The organism is Dysgonomonadaceae bacterium zrk40 (assembly GCA_016916535.1).
Classification (GTDB): domain Bacteria; phylum Bacteroidota; class Bacteroidia; order Bacteroidales; family Dysgonomonadaceae; genus Proteiniphilum.
This window is the reverse complement of record CP070276.1, coordinates 1,528,812-1,550,288: the sequence shown is the minus strand read 5'-3', so window position 1 is coordinate 1,550,288 and position 21,477 is coordinate 1,528,812. Positions and strand designations below refer to the sequence as shown.

12 protein-coding genes are annotated in these 21,477 nt (G+C 50.0%); 6 read left to right on the top strand and 6 right to left on the bottom strand.

The features are described 5' to 3' along the window. Window positions 1–18: 18 nt before the first annotated feature. From JS578_06530 to JS578_06505, 6 genes are all read right to left on the bottom strand, one after another. Window positions 19–1,200 (bottom strand): glycoside hydrolase family 88 protein, encoded by a 1,182-nt coding sequence (locus JS578_06530; protein QRX62573.1) that lies wholly within the window; start codon window positions 1,198–1,200, stop codon window positions 19–21. Between the two features lie 9 nt (window positions 1,201–1,209). Then, window positions 1,210–1,989, bottom strand: coding sequence for a rhamnogalacturonan acetylesterase (locus JS578_06525; protein QRX62572.1), 780 nt, complete (start codon window positions 1,987–1,989; stop codon window positions 1,210–1,212). 27 nt (window positions 1,990–2,016) lie between these two features. After that, window positions 2,017–3,693, bottom strand: a complete 1,677-nt coding sequence (locus JS578_06520; protein QRX62571.1) for a glycoside hydrolase family 28 protein — start codon at window positions 3,691–3,693, stop codon at window positions 2,017–2,019. Between the two features lie 86 nt (window positions 3,694–3,779). Continuing rightward, window positions 3,780–5,336, bottom strand: coding sequence for a fibronectin type III domain-containing protein (locus JS578_06515; protein ID QRX62570.1), 1,557 nt, complete (start codon window positions 5,334–5,336; stop codon window positions 3,780–3,782). Between the two features lie 5 nt (window positions 5,337–5,341). Next, on the bottom strand, window positions 5,342–7,108 hold the full coding sequence (locus JS578_06510; GenBank protein QRX62569.1) for a RagB/SusD family nutrient uptake outer membrane protein: 1,767 nt from the start codon (window positions 7,106–7,108) through the stop codon (window positions 5,342–5,344). A gap of 18 nt (window positions 7,109–7,126) precedes the next feature. Beyond that, complete coding sequence (locus JS578_06505) at window positions 7,127–10,333, bottom strand: TonB-dependent receptor (GenBank protein QRX62568.1); 3,207 nt, start codon at window positions 10,331–10,333, stop codon at window positions 7,127–7,129. A gap of 350 nt (window positions 10,334–10,683) precedes the next feature. Here JS578_06505 and JS578_06500 point away from each other — a divergent pair, with 350 nt between their 5' ends. The 6 genes from JS578_06500 to gnd all read left to right on the top strand — a co-directional run bounded on the left by JS578_06500 (window position 10,684) and on the right by gnd (window position 21,417). Continuing rightward, the gene (locus tag JS578_06500; protein ID QRX62567.1) at window positions 10,684–15,114 is read left to right on the top strand and encodes a response regulator; all 4,431 of its coding nucleotides are present in this window, start codon (window positions 10,684–10,686) and stop codon (window positions 15,112–15,114) included. A 119-nt stretch (window positions 15,115–15,233) separates the two neighbouring features. After that, the gene (gene uxaC, locus JS578_06495) at window positions 15,234–16,640 is read left to right on the top strand and encodes a glucuronate isomerase (GenBank protein ID QRX62566.1); all 1,407 of its coding nucleotides are present in this window, start codon (window positions 15,234–15,236) and stop codon (window positions 16,638–16,640) included. Window positions 16,641–16,652: 12 nt separating this feature from the next. Beyond that, entirely contained in the window at window positions 16,653–17,900 is a 1,248-nt protein-coding gene (locus tag JS578_06490; protein ID QRX62565.1) for a hypothetical protein, read from the top strand. Window positions 17,901–18,007: 107 nt separating this feature from the next. Further along, complete coding sequence (locus JS578_06485; GenBank protein ID QRX62564.1) at window positions 18,008–18,820, top strand: SDR family oxidoreductase; 813 nt, start codon at window positions 18,008–18,010, stop codon at window positions 18,818–18,820. Between the two features lie 38 nt (window positions 18,821–18,858). After that, window positions 18,859–19,938, top strand: a complete 1,080-nt coding sequence (locus tag JS578_06480) for a sugar kinase (protein ID QRX62563.1) — start codon at window positions 18,859–18,861, stop codon at window positions 19,936–19,938. Between the two features lie 24 nt (window positions 19,939–19,962). Further along, window positions 19,963–21,417 (top strand): decarboxylating NADP(+)-dependent phosphogluconate dehydrogenase, encoded by a 1,455-nt coding sequence (gene gnd, locus JS578_06475; GenBank protein ID QRX62562.1) that lies wholly within the window; start codon window positions 19,963–19,965, stop codon window positions 21,415–21,417. The last annotated feature ends 60 nt before the right edge of the window (window positions 21,418–21,477 follow it).

The window sequence follows — 21,477 nt, the reverse complement described above, 5'->3', positions numbered from 1 at the left end:
AAAGTTATATTTTTTTTATTACCGCTCCAACAATATGCTTGTCATGATGAACGGACCAATGGCTTTGGGATCGTCATCCCGTATCGGTTCCGAGATGTAATATTCGAAACTGCCATCGCGGTACCGCTTCTCACCCCCCAGGCCGGCTACGGAGCAGACGTCGGTGACCGAGATGGTGCCGTCTTCGTTTTCACGGATAAACTGTTCCAGGAATTGATCATATGCCTCTGTACCCTTTTGCAGGAAAGCATCAGGAAGGTAGCCTTTTTGTGCGCCTTTCACCCAGCTGTAGATAAACATGATGGAGCCGGACGATTCCAGGTAGTTGCCCTCTCTTTCGCCCAGGTCGGTTACCTGATACCACATTCCCGTTACAGGGTCACGATATTTTTCTATGGCAGTAGCAATATGGTTCAGTTGTTCGATGATTTCAGCCCTCTGGTGATGGTCTTCCGGCAAGAAGTCCAGCACATCGACCATTGCCATCATGTACCAACCGATACTTCGTGACCAGAAGTGAGGTGAGCGCCCGGTGACCGGGTCGGCCCACCGCTGTTCGCGGCTCTCATCCCAACCGTGGTAGAGCAGACCGCTCTCCTCGTCAATCAGGTCGTCCCAGGCGGTGGTGAGTTGAAGTGTCACCTCATCGAACAGTTCCGGTTCATTGAATCGTTTGCCGTATTCCGCCAAAAAGGGGCCTGCCATGTAAAGACCGTCGAGCCATACCTGGTGGGGGTAGATCTGCTTGTGCCAGAAGCCACCGTTGGAGATGCGCGGGTGGGTTTCCATCTGGCTTCTGAGTAGCTGAAGGGCTTTCAGGTACTTGGGGTTTTGCGTCTTCTCATAGATTGGAAAGAGCATCTTACCGGGGTTAATGTGGTCGATGTTGTATTTTTCAAGTACATAGGTCTTGATGGTCCCATCTTCATTGACCATCGTATCGGCATAGGCTTCGGCATAACGGAAGTATTTTTCATCGCCACTTTTCTCCGATACCTGTATCATTGCTTGCAGCTCCAGTCCATGGGTGTAGTTCCATTTGATTTTCTCTGAGAAGTCTACCATCCAGCTCTCAGGGTAACGTTGCATTTCCGACTCGGCCATCCTCAGGTAATAGGGATCTGCTGTTACCTCTTTCTCTCCCGTGCAACTAAGCAACAAAGAGATGAATGGGAAAAGGAATGTGAATAATTTTTTCATCGGGATTTGTTATTTAAGTAAATGAGTCAGTGGTTCAACATTCTGTTTTTTGACCGCGTCGACAAACATTCGGGCTACCTCCCTGGCTCCCTGCTCGTTGAAGTGGGTGTTGTCGTCAATCCCTTCAGGATAGAGCTTGCTGACACCGGGAGGGAGCTTGTGGAAAAACTGTTTTGATCCCTCCATGCCGGCATCTTGTAACCATTTTGAGGTGAGTACTTCCATGTCGATGAGGGGCACCTTCTCCTGAGTGGCCACTGAGCGAATGATATCGGGATACTCCCCATGAGTTGGTTGTAGTACTCCCTTTTCATCGAACCTGCGACGGGCGACCGGGGTGCAGAGGATAGGGTAGGCTCCCCTGGCATTCACTTCGTTGACGAACGCCACAAAGTTCAGCCTGAACTGAGCCGGATTGGTGTAACTTCTCTTGGTGATTACCCCATCATTATGACCGAACTGGATGATGACCACATCACCCGGTGCGATCTGATCGAACAATTCACCCCAAAGTCCCTCTTCCACGAAGGTGCGTGTGCTGCGGCCATTACGGGCATAATTGAGGACTCTCCCCATATCGGAAATCATCTCAGGTAATAATTGCCCCCAGCCTCTTTCCAGAAACGCCTCTTCTGTCGACTCCCCGGTCAGGCTATCCACTAGCTGTTTGGACAGCGGCTTGTCTGCCATGGTAGAGTCGCCTGCCATCAGTATCTTTGCCGGCTTGGGTCCTGTGCACCCCAACGACAAAGATAAAGACAGCAATAAGAGGAGTATTACAGGTTTCATTGTTATTTTCATCACTACCTCTGCTTTTTATTTGAAGACAACCTTGTCGCTCTCCACTTCCGGTGCGATCTCAGCAAGCTCTTCCTGCAGGCCGGAGAGTTGAAGTCCTGATGTCTCACGTCCGGTGATCACTGCTGCCTTTTGTCTTTCACCGATTTCGTATGATAGATTTTCCGTTTTGAAGTTTTTTACGTTGTGAAACATGTAGGCCGGGCCTTCTTGCGGGATCACGGTCACATTTCTAAAGGTTATATCTTTCGACTCTGAGAACTCAGCGCCGTAACGAGCTGTTACAAAGGCATTCTCCAGGTTTATGTTTTCGATGTTCATCTCTGGCAGACCGTTGAAGAACATTGCCCTGCGGGCATTGCGTGATACCAGGTCCTTCACGAAGATGTTTCGGAATACAGGAGTCTCCTCGGTAACGGGGAAGGTAGGTTGATCGGTCGGCGTGGTATCCCCGTCTGCAAGAGATTCAGATGCCGACTTGCCACCATAGTAGAGATCGAAGAGAAACGAGTCGGTCGCAATGTCGAACATGTAGATGTCGGAGATGTAAATGTTCTCCACCACGCCTCCACGTCCACGGTTGCTCTTGAAGCGCAGTCCTACGTCGGTACCCAGGAACTGACAGTTGCTCACTGAAATGTTGCGCACACCTCCTGACATCTCACTGCCCACGATGAAGCCGCCGTGACCGTTGAATACCTTGCAGTTGTCCACAATCAGGTTTTCGGTGGGGCGCCCGCGCCGCCTTCCGTCCTCATCCTTTCCCGACTTGATGCAGATGGCGTCATCGCCCACATCAAACACCGAGTTTACGATAAGAGAATTGACACATGACTCCAGATCGATGCCATCGCCATTCTGTGAGTAGCTGGGGTTACGCACCAGGATGCCATCCACGATCACATTCTCGCACATCAGCGGGTGGATGTTCCATGCCGGGGAGTTTTCAAACAGAACCCCCTGCAAGTATACGTTCTTACACTCCATGAAGCTGACCATCACGGGGCGCAGGAAATCTTTGATCTCCTGCCACTGCTCCTCTGTGAGATCTTGTCGCGGTACGTTCATGTCGCTCATCTCATGGCCTTTTAACGAGGCGGTTGAAGGAAACCAGTAATTGTCGTTCTGCACCACACCACCAGATTGAACCACCTTTTTCCAGTGGCTCTCAGTCACCTTCTCTCTTTTTAGGGGTCGCCATGCCTCACCCGAACCGTTGATGGATCCTTCACCTGTGATGGCGATGTTTTCAAGGTTACGTCCTGAGATGGGCGATTGGCAGCGGCGGGTGTCGAGACCTTCGAAGACGGTCTCCACCAGCGGGTATAGATCCTTGTCGGGGGAGAAAAGAATCAGTGCTCCTTTTTCAAGATGCATGTTGATGTTCGAGCGGAAGACGATAGGCCCGGTGAACCAGACCCCTTTCGGTACGGTCAGTGTACCACCTCCTTTCTCTGAGAGTGCCTGCATGGCATCTTCAAAGGCTTTGGTGTTGAGGGTGATGCCGTCAGGTTTGCCACCATGGTCGGCCACACTGACATGGTTTTCGGGAAAGGTTGGGATTTCGACCTGTGGCATTTCGAAAGGGAGCCCATCATAGAGATGAGTATAAGGGTAGGTACGATTGTCCGGAGCATTTTCCTTGCAGGAAATCAGAAGGGAAATCAGCAGGAGAATCGAAAAATAATTCTTCATTCTTTCAGTTGTTACAGTTTTAGTCACAATACCAGTTTGCGTAACTCTTTAAAAAAGAGTCACGTAAACTGGTATAGGGTCTTGGGTTAGTTTATCCAGCGGGGGTCACCGGTCCCTTTCGCTTTCAGCAATTCATTGGTGACGGTGAAGTCTCCGTTGGCCGCATTTACAAAGCCCGGATCTTCGCTGTCGGCAGAGTCATCATAAAATTTCGATGAGCTTCCTGATGCCGAGAAGAGGTTCGGGGCATTGAAGAAGTTGTTTCCGCCGAAGGTGGGAGAAGGATCGGTGTTGTTCTGATTGGTGAAGATGGCAGCTGTTTCTGCCACAATGTTGTTGGTGAAGGTAATCTTATTCTCCTTGAATCGTACGTAGAACAACCGCTTGGATGAACTGTTGCAGACACCATGCAAGGTGTTGTGATCCACCAGGATGGTAGAAGTCATTCCCGGGAAGCTGCCTGAAGCATCGTCATAGCGAATCAGATCACGTCCCGTTGCACTGTTGTAAATGGTGTTGTTGGTCAAGGTCAGGCTGTTGAATGCACCCTTACGGGAATCCATAAAGTCGCCTCCGTCACAGACAATGTTATAAATGAGGTTGTTGTGATAGGTGATTGATTCCACCAGGGATGCAACGTTCAGGTAATAAACCCCTTTCACAAAGTTCCTGATCTCGCATCCTTCCACGGTAAGGGCGTTGTAGGTAACTTCACCGGTGTTGAAGACAATGCTTTGTCCCTGTGATGCACCACCGTCGAGTGTCACATCTTTGAGCAGCAGGCCTGCTCCATCTTCCAACGAGATGTAGCCGTTCAGTACTGGCTTGTCGTAAGGATAGACACCCTTGATCTCAATGGTTTTGTTCACCACAAACATGTCACCTGCGCCGTAGCTGCCGGGGAAGAGGGCGAATGCATCTCCGTCGTTGGCGGCGGCCAGCAGGGCAAGTAGGTCATCTTCCGGATAAACGGCAATAGCGTTGCCGATATCCACCAGTGTCATGAACTCTACGATACCCCTTGTTTTTGCCCCGTTCTTCAGGGTCGCCGTGTAGGTTGTCTCAGCTGTTAAGCCTTCGATGGTAGCGATGCCGGCAGCAATCTCACCGGCAGTCACCGTATGCTGGATGCCTCCCGGCTCGAGCATGATTGTGGTGAGCGTTTTGCCCGGTGTCCAGCGAAGGGTTGCCGAAGTAGCTTTCACATCACCATCCTGGAAAGGAAGGAAGATATTCTCCGTACCGGTCTTGAAAGACACGCCACTCCATTTAGATTCAGTCTTGCCGGCAGCCACTGATTTGATCCGCACCGAGTACTGCGTCTCGCCGTCGAGTTCGCGAATGTAATAGGGGAGCTGATCACCAGTCACATCGTTGTAGGTCCTCACCGGTGTGCCGGCAAAAGTGAGGCTGTCGTCGGCAAAAACTTCCAGCGAGTAAGACTCTACATTCGAGTTGAGTGTCCAGCTCAGCCGTGCGTCGGTGCGGTTGATCACGAACGCTTCAATCTTGATGGGAGAGAAGAGTCTCTCGTAATCGATCGATGAAAGCTCCTCAGCTCTGTCATCGGTACAGCTGAAATTGAACAACGCTGCTGCCAGGAAGGCGAGTAGTGCGATACTGTATTTCTGTTTTCTTTCCATAATGATTAGTTCGTTAATTGTCCGTTACTACTGTCGATGAATGTCTGCCAGATGGGCCAGAATTGGTTCTGATCAGGATCGTTCTGGTAGAGCGCATTGATCAGTTCCGGTGTCAGATCGTCAGTGTCGAACCAGGTGGTGCTGCCCTCGTAACCGAGGCTGGCTCCGATTTCATCGCTGTCTCCGTGGTTCAGTCCGTAGATGATCAGAGTCTCGTTGTCGTCTGCAGTCTTGAAATAGAGCTTCTCGGGTAGATCAGCGTAGGGCCCTTCTCGGTTGATAAGCTGTGTCATCTTCATCTTGGCCTCATCAAGCTTTGTTTTGAGCATGTTCCAGCGAATCAGGTCTGCCTTGCGAAGACTTTCGCCTGCAAACTCCAGGGCGCGCTGGTCGACGATCGCATTGAAGAAGGAATCCTTGCTGGCGGTAGCCTGCGACATGTAGGCGGTCACCTTCTCTGCCGGCAGTGCCCTGTCGAGGATTGACTTCAGGTAGGGTGCCGCTGCAGCGGGACCCTCCAGCTCATTGATCGCTTCGGCAGCCATCAGGTAGACATCAGCCAGGCGCATGTATTGCCAGTTAATGCCGTCGTCGTTGGTGGAGGTTACTCTGCGATTCATCCATTCATAGCGCAGTTTGCCGAAGCACCAGTTGTCGATGCTCCTGAGCTGCTGGTGACTCGGATTTGAGTTAGACCACTCGTAGGGTACGCAGGTAACGTCACGCCGCAAGTCCTCTACGTCGTAGTCGTAGAAAAGGTAAGGCAGGGGACCGTTGGTGCCGCCCCTGTTTTGAGCGGTATACTGGTCAGCAGCCCTGTGTTGCACACCCAGGGTGAAGAGCACTCGTCCGCGGCCTGCGGAGAAGGGAATTTCCCAGAGTGACTCCTTTCCGGCGGTCACATCATCCTGGCATAGCAGACGGAAGTTCTGTTCGAAGGATCCCAGTGTGTTGGATCCCTGTTGAATCACCTCGATGGTTTTTTCTTTTGCGAGAGCATACATCTTATCGACACTCAGCTCGGGGTCTGTGCTGCGGCGCACACCATCGGCTCGCTGTGAGTATCCGCCGGCATAGAGGGCGACGCGTGCCATCAGTCCTTTCACGAACGCCTTGTTGACTCGCTCAGTACTGGCAGTGATGTTGGTTTCGTTCGGCCATGCCACTAGCTCTTCTGCCTCATCCAGGTCAGCCAACAGCTGTTTGTAAATGACATCGCGGTCACTTCGCGGGAGGTAGAGTGTCTCAGTGGTGATCGGCTCAAAGCGTGCCGGTACATCACCCCATGCTTTCACCAGGTCGAGATAAATCACTGCCCGTAAAGTGAGTGCTTCACCAAGCAGTTGTGCCATACGTGGGTTTTCCTCCACGTTGCCGAAGTCGCGCAGCCCTTCGATAGCTTTGTTGGCTCGTTCAATTCCTTCATAGAACTTGGCCCAGGCATTGTTGTCTGTGTTCATCTGCGTGTTTCCGGGGGAGGCGGCGTAGGTAGAGAGTTCGTACTTGCCTGCATCGTTTAATTGGGTGGGGTTGATGCCGTTGATCCACTCCACATCGCTGTTGATGCCGTAGTAGGGTAAAAAACGTCCGCGGTAGGAGTTGGTCTCCCCGAACGACTGGTGGATGCCCATTACCGCTCCTTCGGCCAGTGCCTCAATGGAGAGGACGACCGATCCTTCGGCTGCCGACTGTGATGGTGCATCCAGGTCGCAGGAGCTGAAGAAAAGTCCGAATGTCAGAAGAATCAGACAGATATTGATATATTTTTTCATACAGTTAATCTTTGAGGGTTAAAAATTAAGGTTCACACCAAATACAAGTTGACGGCTTCTCGGATAGGCTGAGTAGTCGACACCCGGTGAGAGGTTGGTCCTTCTGATTGTGGATACTTCGGGATCATAACCACTGTAGTTGGTCCAGAGTGCCACGTTGTAGCCGGTCACGTAGAATCGAAGGTTCTCGATCTTCGCCTTGGCTAACAGGTGTTTCGGGAGGGTATAACCCAATGTGAGTGTATTGAGCCGGAGGAAACTGCCGTCTTCAACCGCCCAGTCGCTGAAGATCATACGAGAGGTGTAGGGCGACCACATCGTGGTGTTGGCATTCATGGTCGCCAGTTCTGCGGGATCATTGCTGATGGTGCCATCTTCGCGCAGGTTGGTCCAACGCTTGCCCGGCTCCATGGTGGTGATCATGTTTCGGTATTGATATTTCCCTGTGTGGGAGAACTCAATCTTGTTGGCATTGTAGATGTCATTGCCGTAGCTCCAGTTAAAGGCAGCAGCGAGGTCAAAGCCGTAAAAAGTGGAGTTGAGAGTGAATCCGCCGGTGTGTACTGGGTTTGCGTCGCCGATGATCTCACGGTCTTCTACGCTGATGATGTCGTCACCGTCGAGATCTTTCAGTTTCATCGATCCCGGTCGTATGGTACCCACCACGCCGGAGGCGTCTGCAACCCCTTCCTTGAGGTTCCAACGGTTTGTCGTTTCGTTATAATCGGTGAAGTCATCCACCTCATATCGACCGTCGGAATGATATCCGAACATCTGGCCCACGGCACCTCCCTTGGCAATCCAGTAGTCATAGCCAATCTCTGAGGAAGCCCAATAGGTCTCATATCCAAAGTCGTTCATGATGCCCAGGCTCTGGATTTCAGTTTTGTTGAAACCAATGTTGCCACTGAAGCTGAGTGTGAAGTTCTTCCTGTTTACGGCGTACCAGTTGAGTGTTGCTTCAATCCCCTGGTTTTGGTTCTCACCCATGTTGCGGTACTGTGTGTCGTAACCGGTACCCGCAACGGGGAACTCAATCAGCAGGTCGCTGGTGGTATTGCGATAAGCTTCTACCGTACCACTCAAACGTCCTCCCAACAGAGTGAAATCGAGTCCTAAGTTACGGGTGATGGTGGTCTCCCATTTCAGGTCTGGATTGGCCATCACCTTTGAAGGTGCCCAATAACTTGAGAAGCCGTTGATCCAAGAGGTGGCCTTCGATTCAAACATCTGAACCAGCTGTCCGGAAGGGATGTTATTGTTACCGGCGGTACCGAAGCTGGCGCGCAGTTTCAGGTCCTCAAGCCATCCCTTGGTTCCCTCCATGAATGGTTCGGAGGAGATGCGCCAGGCAGCGGCAGCTGAGGGGAAATAACCCCATCTGTTTTCTTTGCTGAACTTGGAGGAGGCATCGGCACGGAAGGTGGCGCTCACCAGGTACTTGCTCATGTAATCGTAATTTATACGACCGAAATAGGAAAGTAGCTTGTCATCCTCGTTGTAGTAGTTGTCGATGGTGTAGGGTACCCCCTGCGAGGAGAGACGCCAGGCATCCTTGGCAGTAAAGGTTGCGGGGAAGCCGTGAACCTCGTCGGTAAGCGTGATTCCTTTGCGTATGATGTACTCGTGACCTGCCATCATGTTCAGGCTGTGGTCCTCTCCAAGATGATTCTTGAAATCGTAATTGATGGTGTTGGTGTTTCGCAATGCCTGCCGTTCCCGGTTAACCAGACGGATGGCGGGCTTACCCTGGTTGTCGACCGAGGGGTAGTTCTTGATGTAATATGTAGTGAGACCCCAGTAGCGTTGGTCTCCGTCGTCCTGGTGGTCCATTCCCACCTCCGAGCGAAGCTTCAGGTTGTCTACCATCTCCCAGGTGGCACTTCCTGCCATGTTGAGACGTTTCTGAGTCTTCTCACGAGCGTTGTCGCTGATGGATACCAGTGGGTTGTACAGATTCCCCAGGTCGTCGTCGGCACTACCGGCAGAAGCATCGAGGTTCTTCAGCGGTATGGGGGTGTAGATCACTGAGTATTTTAACCGCTTGTCGGTATCGAGCGTACTGTTGGCATCATTGGCACCGCCCCCGTTGATTTTGGTGTCGGTGTAACGTACCGAGAAATCGAGTGCGATACGGTCTGTAGCCTTGTTGTTTAGCTTCAGGCTCATGCTGTTGCGCCGATAGTCGGAATCTTCCATGATCGCCTTGTCGGAGAGATGTGAGAAGTTGAACGCGTAGGTCATCTTGTCACTTCCGCCGTTGAGGCTCAGGCTGTGGTTCATGGAGCTGCCGGGACGTCCGAAAGTGAGATCCTGCCAATCGTTGTGAGGTATATTGCGGTAGAGATCGATGTCCTGGTAGTTGCCGAAGAAGGAGTTGTAGTTCTCGATGGCATCGTTGCCTTTGAGGGCTGCCAGTTCATATTGCCAGGAAGCATAATCATAGGGGGAGAGCACTTCCATTGTTTTCGCGATCTGCTTCACACCGAAATATGCATTGTAGCTTAGCCGAAGCTTGCCAGCTTGTCCCGACTTAGTTGTTACGATCACAACCCCGTTGGCACCGCGTGATCCGTAAATGGCGGTCGAGGAAGCATCTTTCAGTACATCAATCGATTCGATGTCGGTAGGCGGAATGTCAGAGATGGTACTTACGGGGAAACCATCTACAATGAAGAGAGGATCGTTACTCTGCGTGATGGAGCCTCCACCACGAACACGAATGCGCATCTCGGCATCGGGTGAACCCTCTGTGGTGAGTACCTGCACCCCGGCCATCTTACCGGTTATAGCCTCTACGGCGGAGGCTACCGGTACTGCAGCCAGTGTCTCGGCATTCACCGAGGACACAGATCCGGTAAGGTCTCGTTTTCGCATCGTTCCATAACCGATTACCACTACCTCGTCAAGACTGGAAACATCTTCTTCGAGGGTGAAATTGACTACGTTACCGGTGATGGGTGCTTCTGCTTCCTTCATGCCGATGTAGGTTACGTAGAGTGTAGTTGCTGATGTGGGAACGGAGATTGTGTAGTTCCCCTCCAGATCGGTGGCAGCACCGATGCTCGTACCTTTCACCATCACATTGGCTCCAATAATTGGTTCACCGTTGGAGTCTTTCACAACCCCACGAATCGTTCTCTCCTGGGCTGAAATACCCATTGAAAAGAGAAGTAGGAGTAGTAAACCGATGGTTACTTTTCTTTTCATTCCTGTTTCATTCATATTTGTCATGTTTATTAAAAATAAGTGAGTAAATAACTGTTCATCATATAAGATGGAGGCTCATCCATCTCTCTCTTTTTTAAGGTACATTTTTTTTCATGCGTATCGAGTTTCAATTTAAGTGTTGCTTACTGATTAAATCGTTAACATTCATTTGTTTTTGCTTTTATCGCTGACATAATAGTTCTTATCCAGCGATTTGGCATTTTCTACATACAATGATAATGTATTCGAATGGAACTGGAGGTGATAAATTGGTTTTTAAGGGGTGATATATTGTTATAAGATCGAAAATGCTGAAGGGAAAGAGCAAATAAATGTATATTTGTAGGAAGCAAAATATAAGTGTAATGAACATAAAAATTCTGCTGTTTTTTATTCTCGTGGTTGTTGTTCCCCTCAAGGCACAACCGGAGGCTTACTTTGTTCATTACGGTCCAGAGGATGGACTCCCGCAACACACCATCACCGATATCCTGCAAGATCGGAGCGGATTCATGTGGTTCAGCACCTGGGATGGCCTGAGCAGGTTCGATGGTTATACCTTCAAAACCTACCACCTGCCCGGTAGCACTGATATTGCATCACAGAGCAGTAGGATTGATCACCTCTTTGAGGATCGTTACCGTAACATCTGGACCCTGACATACGACAACCATGCTTATCGTTTTGATGTCCGCACGGAGACCTTTACCGGTACAGGAGCTATTTCGGGTCTCGAGGGTCATCCCTTTGCTGCATCCGGTATCATTTCTTCATCAAATGGGAATGTCTGGCTTCTGTCTGAAGAAGATGGATGCATCGTTGTCACGGACTCACTGTTTCATGCCAATCAGTATCATACGCGCAATCACAATCTTACCGACAACCGGGTGAACGGGGTGCATGAAGACAGTGAGGGGAATTGCTGGTTCCTTACCGGCAGAGGTCTTACTTTCCTTGAGGCCGGAAGCAGTGTGCCCATTTTTTACTTCCATCCGGCGACCAATACACCTTTTTCCGATGAGTTTTCCTTTTTCTGCGTCTTAGAACTGAACGAGGAGATTTGGTTTGGTGCTGATAAAGGTGTCATCTGGCGTTACGACAAGAAGAAAGGGAGCTTTCATCCATTGCACACAGGTTTGACCACCGATGTGATTGCCATCGATGAAATCTCAACAGATAAGATTGCAGTGATCTCATCTCATAGCGGTTTCGTTATATACAACACTCACGATGGCAGCGTGGAGATTTATAACCGGCAAACTCTCCCTGAAATGACTTCTGCTCAGATCTTTTCCTATTACCTGGACAAAAACAGGAATCTGTGGTTCGAAACAGATCACCTCGGGGTCGCAAGGTTCATTCCTTATTCTCGTCAATATCGTAATTACGAGCCATTCATTGAGAGTACTGAAACGAGTGTATTTCCCCCCAACTTTTTTATCTTTGAAGACATTGAGGATCGTCTTTGGATTCATCCCCGGGGGGGGGGATTCTCACTTTATGACCCGGAGACTGACCATCTGATCCCCTTCTACAACGAACCGTTCTCTCCTTCCTGGTTGTTTTCCAACATGATGCACTCAGCCTACTCCGACAGGCAAGGAAACCTCTGGATGTGTACCCGGTCACACGGACTGGAAAAGGTGATCTTCTTTGATGACAGTCAGTTTCGGTCTATATTACTGAACGACAATATCCATTCTACCATCAGCAATGATGTTCGTCCCATCTTCGAGGATTCACAAGGCACCATATGGGCTGCCACCAAAGATGGGATGATCCATCTCTACGATGCTTCACTAAAGGAAAAGGGTATTCTCACCGAGAAGGGTACAATCGGCAAGGGCAATCCGCTGAGAGGCATCGCCTATTGCATCACAGAAGATTCCCAACAAAACATATGGATCGGCACCAAGGGAGAAGGTATTTACCGGCTGACACCGGATGAGGGTGGTGAGACCTATGCGATCCACCGGATACAACATACCCCGGGAGATATCCACTCGCTGAGTGACAACCACGTTTACTCCATCTATGAAGACAAGAATGGGAATATCTGGGTTGGGACATTTGGAGGTGGAATCAACCTGATACTCCACGGTACCGGCGGTGAGAGGGTGCTACACCATGGAAACGGACTAAATGGCTATCCCTTCAGCCTGGGTGATCAGGTGCGAATCATCAACGAGGACCGCTACGGGAATATTTGTGTGGGAACAACTTTAGGCTTGATTATGTTTGACCCCGATTTCAGAAGCGCCGATGCGATCTCTTACAAGACCTACGTTCACAACAGCGATGATCCCGGCACTGTGGGTGCCAATGATATCATCGACATTTGTACCACTGAGGATGGAGAGACTTTCATCGGTAGCTTCGGGGGGGGGATCAGCCGGGTGTCGGAAACCGATAGTATGGGATTCCCGATTCTATTCGAGACATACGATAGCAACCATGGACTCCCCTCCAACATCATTCTTTCTTTACAGGAGGACCGGCTCGGTAACATCTGGGTTGGCAGCGAAGGTGGGCTGACCAAATTCAACCGTAGCGATGAGACATTTGAGAACTTCAGTGAGATGAAACGGCTGTTGAAACGAAACAATTTCTCTGAAGACTCCAGGTGCCGGCTGCGTGACGGGAGAATGCTATTCGGGTACTCACACGGAATGATTCTTTTTGATCCCGATCAGGTGAGGAACAACACTTTTAATCCCTACCTGGCATTGGTGCAGTTCAGGCTATTCAACCGTTCCGTACCCATCACGCCTGATGGTCCGCTGAAACGTGACATTCATCTGACTGACAGGTTGCATCTGAAGCACAACCAGAATTTTTTCAGTATTGAGTTTGCAGCACTCGATTACATCGATCCTGAGAATATCTTTTACGCCTATAAGTTGGATGGGTTCGACAAGGAGTGGAATTTTTCCGGCAATCAGAGAATAGCCAACTATACCAATCTCTCCCCTGGAAAGTATCTGTTCCGTGTTAAGTCGACTAACAGCGACGGTGTGTGGGCAGAGAATGAGCGACTCCTGGCCATCGAAGTGATGCCTCCTTTCTGGGCAACCGGATGGGCTTATTTAATCTACGTGTTATTGCTGTTGTTGATACTGTATATTACCTTTAAGATACTCTATACCTTTTACAGGATGCGTAACAAGATCATCCTGGAGAAACGGGAATCAGAGATCAAGACACGATTCTTCACCAATATCTCTCACGAGATCCGGACTCCGCTCACCATGATTGTTTCGCCAATAGAGAATCTCCTCTCCAGCAGCAGTACTCCTTCGCTTGTGAAGAATCAGCTCAAGTTGGTCTCCAAGAACACCAACCGGTTGCTGGACATGGTCAACCAGATCCTCGATTTCCAGAAGATGTCACAGTTGCCACTTACCGTGCACAGGATTGAGATTGCCCCGTTTATTGAGAATCTTTTCGAGGGGTATGTCAAAAATGCGGAGATCAGAAAGATTGACTACCGGTTCGTGAACCGTGCCGGCGATGCAATTATCTGGGCCGATGGTGAAGCTTTGGAGAAGATCATCCTGAACCTACTTTCAAATGCGTTCAAGTACACCCCGGCGGGCCGTTCAATCACCCTCACCCTCTACAACCAAGACAACGAGTTGTCTGTTGAGATCAGGGATACCGGGTCAGGCATCTCAAAGGAGAAGCAGGCACGGTTGTTCAGGCGTTTTGAATCGTTCAACGAAGACAAGAGCAAACCCAGTACCGGCATAGGCCTCTCCATCGTGAAGGAGCTGGCCGACAAACATATGGCACGCATCGTAGTGGAGAGCGAAGTGAACCAGGGCAGCTGCTTTACCCTCTTCTTCAAAAAGGGGATTGCACATTTCGGGCCTGAGGTTACCATCGATGAAACTACGTTCAGTGGGAGAGAAACAGAGATTGAGGAGGCACAAAATAGTACAACGGCTCACTGTGAGGTGTACACCCGTATGAATGAACATCCCCTGGTGTTGGTTGTGGAAGATGATGAGGATCTGCGTCAGTTTATTCGTTCCATCCTGGAAGAGGATTACGAAGTGCATGAAGCATCGAATGGCTTGGAGGGATTTGAGAAAGCACAGGAGCTGATGCCCGATTTCATTGTCAGTGATATCATGATGCCTGAAGCAGATGGCATGCAATTGTTGGAGAATATTCGTAAGAACGTCCAGACCAGTCACATTCTTTTTTTGCTACTCACGGCCAAAACAACATTAGAGAGTAAGCTGGAGGGATTTGAGCAGGGGGCTGATGAGTACATTTCCAAACCCTTCAGCGTTACATTCTTCAAGGCGAGAGTGAAAAGTCTGTTGCAAAGGAGAAATGAATTGCAGAATTTTTACCGCAACAGGGTCTACCGCTCACCCGGAACGATATCGGAAGAGATCAGCAAAAACGAAACAGCTGTCAACGACAAGGATCTGACGTTTATTCAATCAATCAACAGGTTCATTGAAGAGCGCCTGGGTAATAATGATTATGTGATTGAAGACCTGGCAATGGAGATGGGTATGAGCCGCTCCGTTTTTTTCAAGAAGGTGAAAGGGCTCACCGGTCTGGCACCGGTGGAGTATGTGCGGGATGTGTTGATGCAACATGCTGCCGTGTTGCTGATACAGGAAGATTTAACCATCAAGGAGATCTCTTACATGGTGGGTATGAACGATGCCAAGTACTTTTCCAGATGTTTCAAGAATAAATACCGGATGACGCCAACAGAATACAGGAAGATGAACGTTATTCCGGTATCGGCAACTCAAGAAAATGAATTGGGGTGAAAAAGTTAAATTAGAAATTGTTATCTTTGAGATTCAGAGATTCCTTCCAATCGCAAAGAGATTTGACCAAATACTCCCTGTTTCTGATACGGAAATTAAATTCACAAAAAGCAGATGATATGAAACCATTTATTCACGAAGATTTTTTATTGCAAAGTGATGCTGCACGTCAGCTCTATCATGAGCACGCGGCAAAACAGCCCATCATTGACTACCATTGTCATTTGAACCCTGCCTATATCGCAGAAGATCACCGGTTCGACAACCTTGGTCAGATCTGGCTCGAAGGCGATCATTACAAGTGGCGTGCCATGCGTACCAACGGTGTGGATGAAAAATACTGTACCGGAAAGAATACCAGCGACTGGGAGAAATTTGAGAAGTGGGCGGAAACGGTGCCTTACACCATGCGAAACCCATTGTATCATTGGACACACCTCGAGCTGAAGTCCGCATTTGGCGTGGAGAAACTATTGAACCCCACTACCGCCCGGGAGATCTATGATCGTTGTACGGAACAGCTGAGAACTCCTGAATACTCTGCCAGGGGTCTGATGAAGATGTTCAACGTGAAGGTGGTGTGCACCACCGATGATCCTGTAGACTCGCTGGAGCATCATCTCTCTTTAAAAGAGGAGGGGTTTGCCATCAAGGTATTGCCCACCTGGCGTCCCGACAAGGCAATGGCGGTGGAGAACGTCAAGGATTACCGGGCCTATCTTGAGAAATTATCAGAAGTGTCCGGTGTCACCATCAGCAAATTCAGCGATCTGATTGAAGCACTGCGTAACCGGCACGACTTCTTTGCTTCGGTGGGTTGCAAGCTTTCCGATCACGGGATTGAAGAGTTTTATGCCGAAGAATATACAGGAAAAGAGATCGAAGCGATCTTTGACAAGGTATATGGCGGAAATGAGCTGACAGGAGAGGAGATCAGAAAATTTAAATCGGCCATGTTGCACGAAGGTGCCCTTATGGACTGGGAGAAAGGATGGACCCAACAGTTCCACTACGGTGCTATCCGTAACAACAACACACGCCTCTTTAACAAGCTGGGCCCCGATACAGGCTTTGACTCAATAGGTGACTTCACCGTAGCCAAGGCCATGAGCCGCTTCTTCGACAAGCTCGACACAGACAACAAACTGGCAAAGACCATTATTTACAATCTCAATCCGCGTGACAATGATATGATAGCGACCATGATCGGTAATTTCCAGGATGGCTCCGTTGCCGGAAAGATACAGTTTGGATCGGGTTGGTGGTTCCTTGATCAAAAGACAGGCATGGAAGCTCAAATGAACTCACTCTCCAACCTGGGGCTGTTGAGTCGTTTTGTGGGGATGCTTACCGACTCGCGCAGCTTCCTCTCCTATCCGCGACACGAGTATTTCCGCAGGATTCTCTGCAACCTGATTGGTGATGATTTGGAAAAAGGATTGCTCCCTGCCTCTGAAATGGCCTTTCTCGGTGAGATGGTAGAAAACATCTCCTACCACAACGCAAACAATTTTTTTAACTTTTAATATTTAGATAAGATGAAATTAGGTAAATACAGTATCGGTGTGGGTGACCGTTTCACCTACCAGGGCAAGGCACAGTTGAAAGCCATCATGAAAGCGAATGAAAAGGGACTGGATATTAGCCCTGTTTGGAATAAATCAAACCGTGAGCATATCTACGTAGGTACAGCTCCGGCCGACACCCGCAAGGAGGCCGATGAGGCAGTAAAGGCACTCGGATTCAAGGGGCTTTACTTCGTGGACGCCGATCATATCAACCTCACAACAGTTGCCAAATATGTGGAGGTTTCTGATTTCTTCACCCTCGACGTGGCCTCCTTCATTGGTAAGGAAAGCAGCAAAGAAGATGTGGATGCATTTGTTGACTCTTGTGCCGCGTACATGGGAGAATTGAATATCCCCGGCATGGAAGCTCCTTTACAGGTAACCAAAGAACTGCTTGAGTCAATCGCCTCCAAGTTTTTGGCAGCTACACAACATGCTTCGGAAATTTACGCATTTTTGAAAAAAGAGAAGGGAGAAGGTAACTTCATCACGGAGGTCTCCATGGATGAAGTCGAATCGCCTCAAACACCGGTTGAATTGCTCTTTATCCTGAAGATGCTGGCCGACAAGGGCGTTCCTGCACAGACAATCGCTCCCAAATTCACCGGCCGCTTCAACAAGGGTGTCGACTATGTGGGTGACCTGGAACAGTTTGAGAAAGAGTTCGAAGAAGATGTGCTGGTGATCGACTATGCCGTTCGCGAATTTGGATTGCCACAGGAACTGAAGCTCAGTGTCCACTCGGGCAGCGACAAGTTCTCCATCTACCCCATCATGGCTGATATCATTCTGCGCTACGACAAGGGATTGCACCTGAAAACAGCAGGTACCACCTGGCTTGAAGAGGTAATCGGACTGGCTGTCGCCGGAGGTGAAGGTCTTGAACTGGCTAAGAAGATTTACGAGAGCTCATACAACCGTCAGGAAGAACTTTGTGGTCCCTATGCCGATGTGATTGACATCGACGGCTCAAAGCTGCCCTCGGTAGAAGAGGTGAACGGCTGGAGCAGTGAGAAGTACGCCAACACATTGCGTCATATCCCGGGACACCCCGACTACAATGCAAACTTCCGGCAGTTGATCCACGTGGCTTACAAGGTGGCTGCTGAGATGGGGACTACCTACACCTCCATGTTGGAGAAATATGCCGATGTGGTCGGTTCCTGCGTGGAAGAGAACATCTACGAGCGCCACCTGAGAAGATTGTTCACCATTTAATATACGGCGTAATTCAATTTAGCGTTATTTGAAGTGAGATTTACGTAAAATCCCTTTCTTGCGGTGAATTGCTGTTGTAAATTTGACCAAACTAAACTGATGTAAAAATGTACGAATTATTTAACATAAAGGATAAGGTGATCGTCATCACCGGAGGTACCGGCGTGCTCGGTACTTCCATGGTGGAGTACCTGGCGGCACATGGTGCCAAGGTGGCTGTACTGGCCAGAAACAAGGAGAAAGGTGATCAACTGACAGCAAAAGTGAAAGCTGCCGGTGGTGAGGCGATGTTCCTGCAGACAGATGTCTCTGACGAGGCCGTGTTGAAGCAGAACGCACGTGATATCGTGGCTGCATACGGAAAGATCGATGTGCTGATCAACGGTGCCGGGGGCAACATGCCCGGAGCCACCATCGGACCCAACAACAACATCTTCGACCTGAAGATGGATGACTTCCGCAAGGTGGTCGATCTGAACCTGATGGGGACCGTGATCCCTTCCGTGGTATTTGCTGAGTATATGGTTGAGCAGAAAAAGGGTAACATCATCAATGTCTCCTCGGCTTCTGCTCTGCGACCCTTGACTCGCGTGGCCGGTTATGGAGCCGCCAAGGCAGCCGTGACCAACTTCACCAAGTACCTTGCCGGCGAGCTCGCTATCAAGTTCGGTGAGAGTTTTCGCGTCAATGCACTCTGTCCGGGATTCTTCATCACTGAACAGAACAGGGCACTGCTTACCAACCCCGACGGTTCCTACTCCGACAGAGGCAACACAATCATTGCCCACACACCTTTCCGCCGCTTCGGTGATCCGGAGGATTTGCTCGGAACGCTCCATTACCTGGTCAGCGATGCATCCCGATTTGTCACCGGTACGGTTGCAATCGTCGATGGTGGTTTCGATTCGTTTAGTATTTGAAAAGCTTTCATCCTTGAACAAATCAACAAATCAACAATATGTCACTTGAACTAAAAAAAGATTATAAATATGCATTGCTGGTACCTACCAGCATGGGAGTCCGCATCACACCGGTGAACGCACAGCCGGTGCCGAGTTCGAATATGTTCCAGATGCAGGCTACCAGTGCTGAAACCAACGTGGCAAGCATCTCTTCCTACCTCGGTCTGCCCGTAAAAGTGCTCACCACCTTTGTGAAAGACAGCCCCATAGCTGCTTTCATCAAATCTGATCTGCGGGCACGGCACATGGAATATGAGGGTCCCGAGGTGCCGCAGGGGGATCCCTGGGGCTACCGCCATCAGTTCAACATTGCAGACAGTGGCTTCGGATTGCGCGGTCCCCGCGTACAGAACGACCGTGCCGGAGAGGTGGGCAGGACACTCAACGTGAAAGACTTCGATCTGGAACGCATCTTCGGGAAAGAGGGTGTGCAGATCGTGCATCTCTCAGGTCTAATCGCAGCCCTGTCGCCCGATACAAGTCATTTCTGCCTGGAAATTGCCCGTTTTGCCAAGAAGCATGGCACTCTCATCTCATTCGATCTCAACTATCGGGCAACATTCTGGAAAGGAAGAGAAAAAGAGTTGAGAGTAGCTTTCTCTGAGATAGCCTCGCTCTCTGATATTCTGATCGGCAACGAGGAGGATTTCCAGCTCTGTCTCGGAATTGAAGGTCCCAAAGCGGGTGGTGAAAATATCGGTGACACCTTTGATGCATTCAAGGGGATGATCCTTAACGCCGGGAAGTCTTTCCCCAATGTCTCTGTCTTTGCCAACACTTTGCGGGAGGTGATCAGTGCCAACGAACATCTCTGGGGCGCCATTGTTTATGAGAACGGGAACTGGCATGAAGCACCCCTGCGTAAGATCAACGTCATGGACCGTATCGGTGGCGGTGATGGTTTTGTGGGAGGCTTGCTTTACAGCATCCTCCGCCAGATGGATCCTGCCAGGTGGATCCAGTTTGCCTGGGCCAGCGGTGCACTGGCCACAACCTTCCTTACCGATTATGCACAACCGGCCGATGAGGAGGTGATCTGGAGCATCTGGAAGGGTAATGCCCGTGTGAAGAGATAAGTTTCAAATAAACAACTGATAATAATGAAAGAAAAAGCAGATATTGGGTTGATCGGTCTCGCCGTCATGGGAGAGAATCTGGTCCTGAACATGGAGAGTAAAGGATACACCGTAGCCGTCTACAACAGAACGGTCGCAAAGGTGGATCAATTCCTGGACGGTAGAGGGAAGGGGAAGAATTTCATCGGTGCCCGCTCATTGGAAGAGTTTGTGGCATCCATTGAACGTCCTCGCAAGGTGATGATGCTGGTGAAAGCCGGTAAGCCGGTGGATGATTTCATCGAGTTGTTGCTCCCTCTGCTGGAGCCGGGAGACATCATCATCGATGGTGGCAATAGCCACTTCCCCGACACCATCCGTCGCACGAAATATGTGGAAAGCAAAGGCTTGCTCTATGTGGGCACCGGAGTGTCGGGCGGTGAAGAGGGAGCCCTGAAAGGGCCCTCCATGATGCCGGGCGGTTCCCCCGATGCATGGCCCCATGTGAAGGAGATCTTCCAGGCAGTCTCGGCCAAGGTCGACGGTGGTGTGCCTTGTTGCGACTGGGTGGGTGAAAACGGTGCCGGCCACTTCGTGAAGATGGTACACAATGGCATTGAGTATGGTGACATGCAGATCATCAACGAAGCGTATCATTTGATGAAAGATTTATTGGGCATGGATGCTTTCGAGCAGCACGAGGTGTTCAAGAAGTGGAACCAGGGCGTCCTCGATTCCTATCTGATTGAAATCACCACCGATATCATGGCCTATCGTGACGAAGATGGATCTCCTTTGGTGGAAAAAATTCTCGATACCGCGGGACAAAAGGGTACCGGCAAGTGGACCGCTGTCTCGGCACTCGATCTGGGCATACCCCTCACGCTTATCGGTGAGTCTGTCTTCTCGCGCTGTCTCTCTGCACAAAAAGATTTGCGCGTAAAGGCATCGAAAGTGCTCAACGGCAAAAAAGCCTCGTTCGAGGGAGATAAGAAGCAGTTTGTCAACGACCTGGAAAAAGCAATCTACGGAGCCAAAATCATCTCCTACGCCCAGGGGTATGACCTGATGATGGAAGCGGCAAGGGAGCATGGCTGGAACCTCAATTATGGTGGTATTGCCTTGATGTGGCGTGGTGGATGCATCATCCGTTCCCGCTTCCTGGGTGATATCAAGAAGGCTTTCGACAAGAACCCATCGTTGGAGAACCTGTTGCTCGATCCCTTCTTTAAAGAGGCGGTGGAAGATGCTCAGGATAGCTGGCGTAGGGTTTGTGCAACCGCCCTGATGAACGGCATACCGGTTCCGGCACTCACCTCGGCACTCAGTTACTTCGATGGTTTCCGTAGCGAACGCCTTCCGGCAAACCTGCTACAGGCACAACGTGACTATTTCGGCGCCCACCAGTATGAGCGGGTGGACAGAAACAGAGGTGAGTTCTTCCATACCAACTGGACAGGACACGGAGGTGACACTGCCTCCACCACCTATGATGTGTAGTGATGATGTGGTGATTTGCTGATTTGCGGATTGGAGAATTCGTTGATTGTTAGTGAAATC

Excerpts from the sequence above, each read along its gene's own strand:
- JS578_06510 (QRX62569.1), bottom strand. The coding sequence starts at position 7,108 with ATGAAAAAATATATCAATATCTGTCTGATTCTTCTGACATTCGGACTT.
- JS578_06520 (QRX62571.1), bottom strand. The coding sequence starts at position 3,693 with ATGAAGAATTATTTTTCGATTCTCCTGCTGATTTCCCTTCTGATTTCC.
- JS578_06525 (QRX62572.1), bottom strand. The coding sequence starts at position 1,989 with ATGAAACCTGTAATACTCCTCTTATTGCTGTCTTTATCTTTGTCGTTG.
- uxaC (QRX62566.1), top strand. The coding sequence starts at position 15,234 with ATGAAACCATTTATTCACGAAGATTTTTTATTGCAAAGTGATGCTGCA.
- JS578_06480 (QRX62563.1), top strand. The coding sequence starts at position 18,859 with ATGTCACTTGAACTAAAAAAAGATTATAAATATGCATTGCTGGTACCT.
- JS578_06515 (QRX62570.1), bottom strand. The coding sequence starts at position 5,336 with ATGGAAAGAAAACAGAAATACAGTATCGCACTACTCGCCTTCCTGGCA.
- JS578_06530 (QRX62573.1), bottom strand. The coding sequence starts at position 1,200 with ATGAAAAAATTATTCACATTCCTTTTCCCATTCATCTCTTTGTTGCTT.
- JS578_06485 (QRX62564.1), top strand. The coding sequence starts at position 18,008 with ATGTACGAATTATTTAACATAAAGGATAAGGTGATCGTCATCACCGGA.
- JS578_06500 (QRX62567.1), top strand. The coding sequence starts at position 10,684 with ATGAACATAAAAATTCTGCTGTTTTTTATTCTCGTGGTTGTTGTTCCC.
- gnd (QRX62562.1), top strand. The coding sequence starts at position 19,963 with ATGAAAGAAAAAGCAGATATTGGGTTGATCGGTCTCGCCGTCATGGGA.
- JS578_06505 (QRX62568.1), bottom strand. The coding sequence starts at position 10,333 with ATGAATGAAACAGGAATGAAAAGAAAAGTAACCATCGGTTTACTACTC.
- JS578_06490 (QRX62565.1), top strand. The coding sequence starts at position 16,653 with ATGAAATTAGGTAAATACAGTATCGGTGTGGGTGACCGTTTCACCTAC.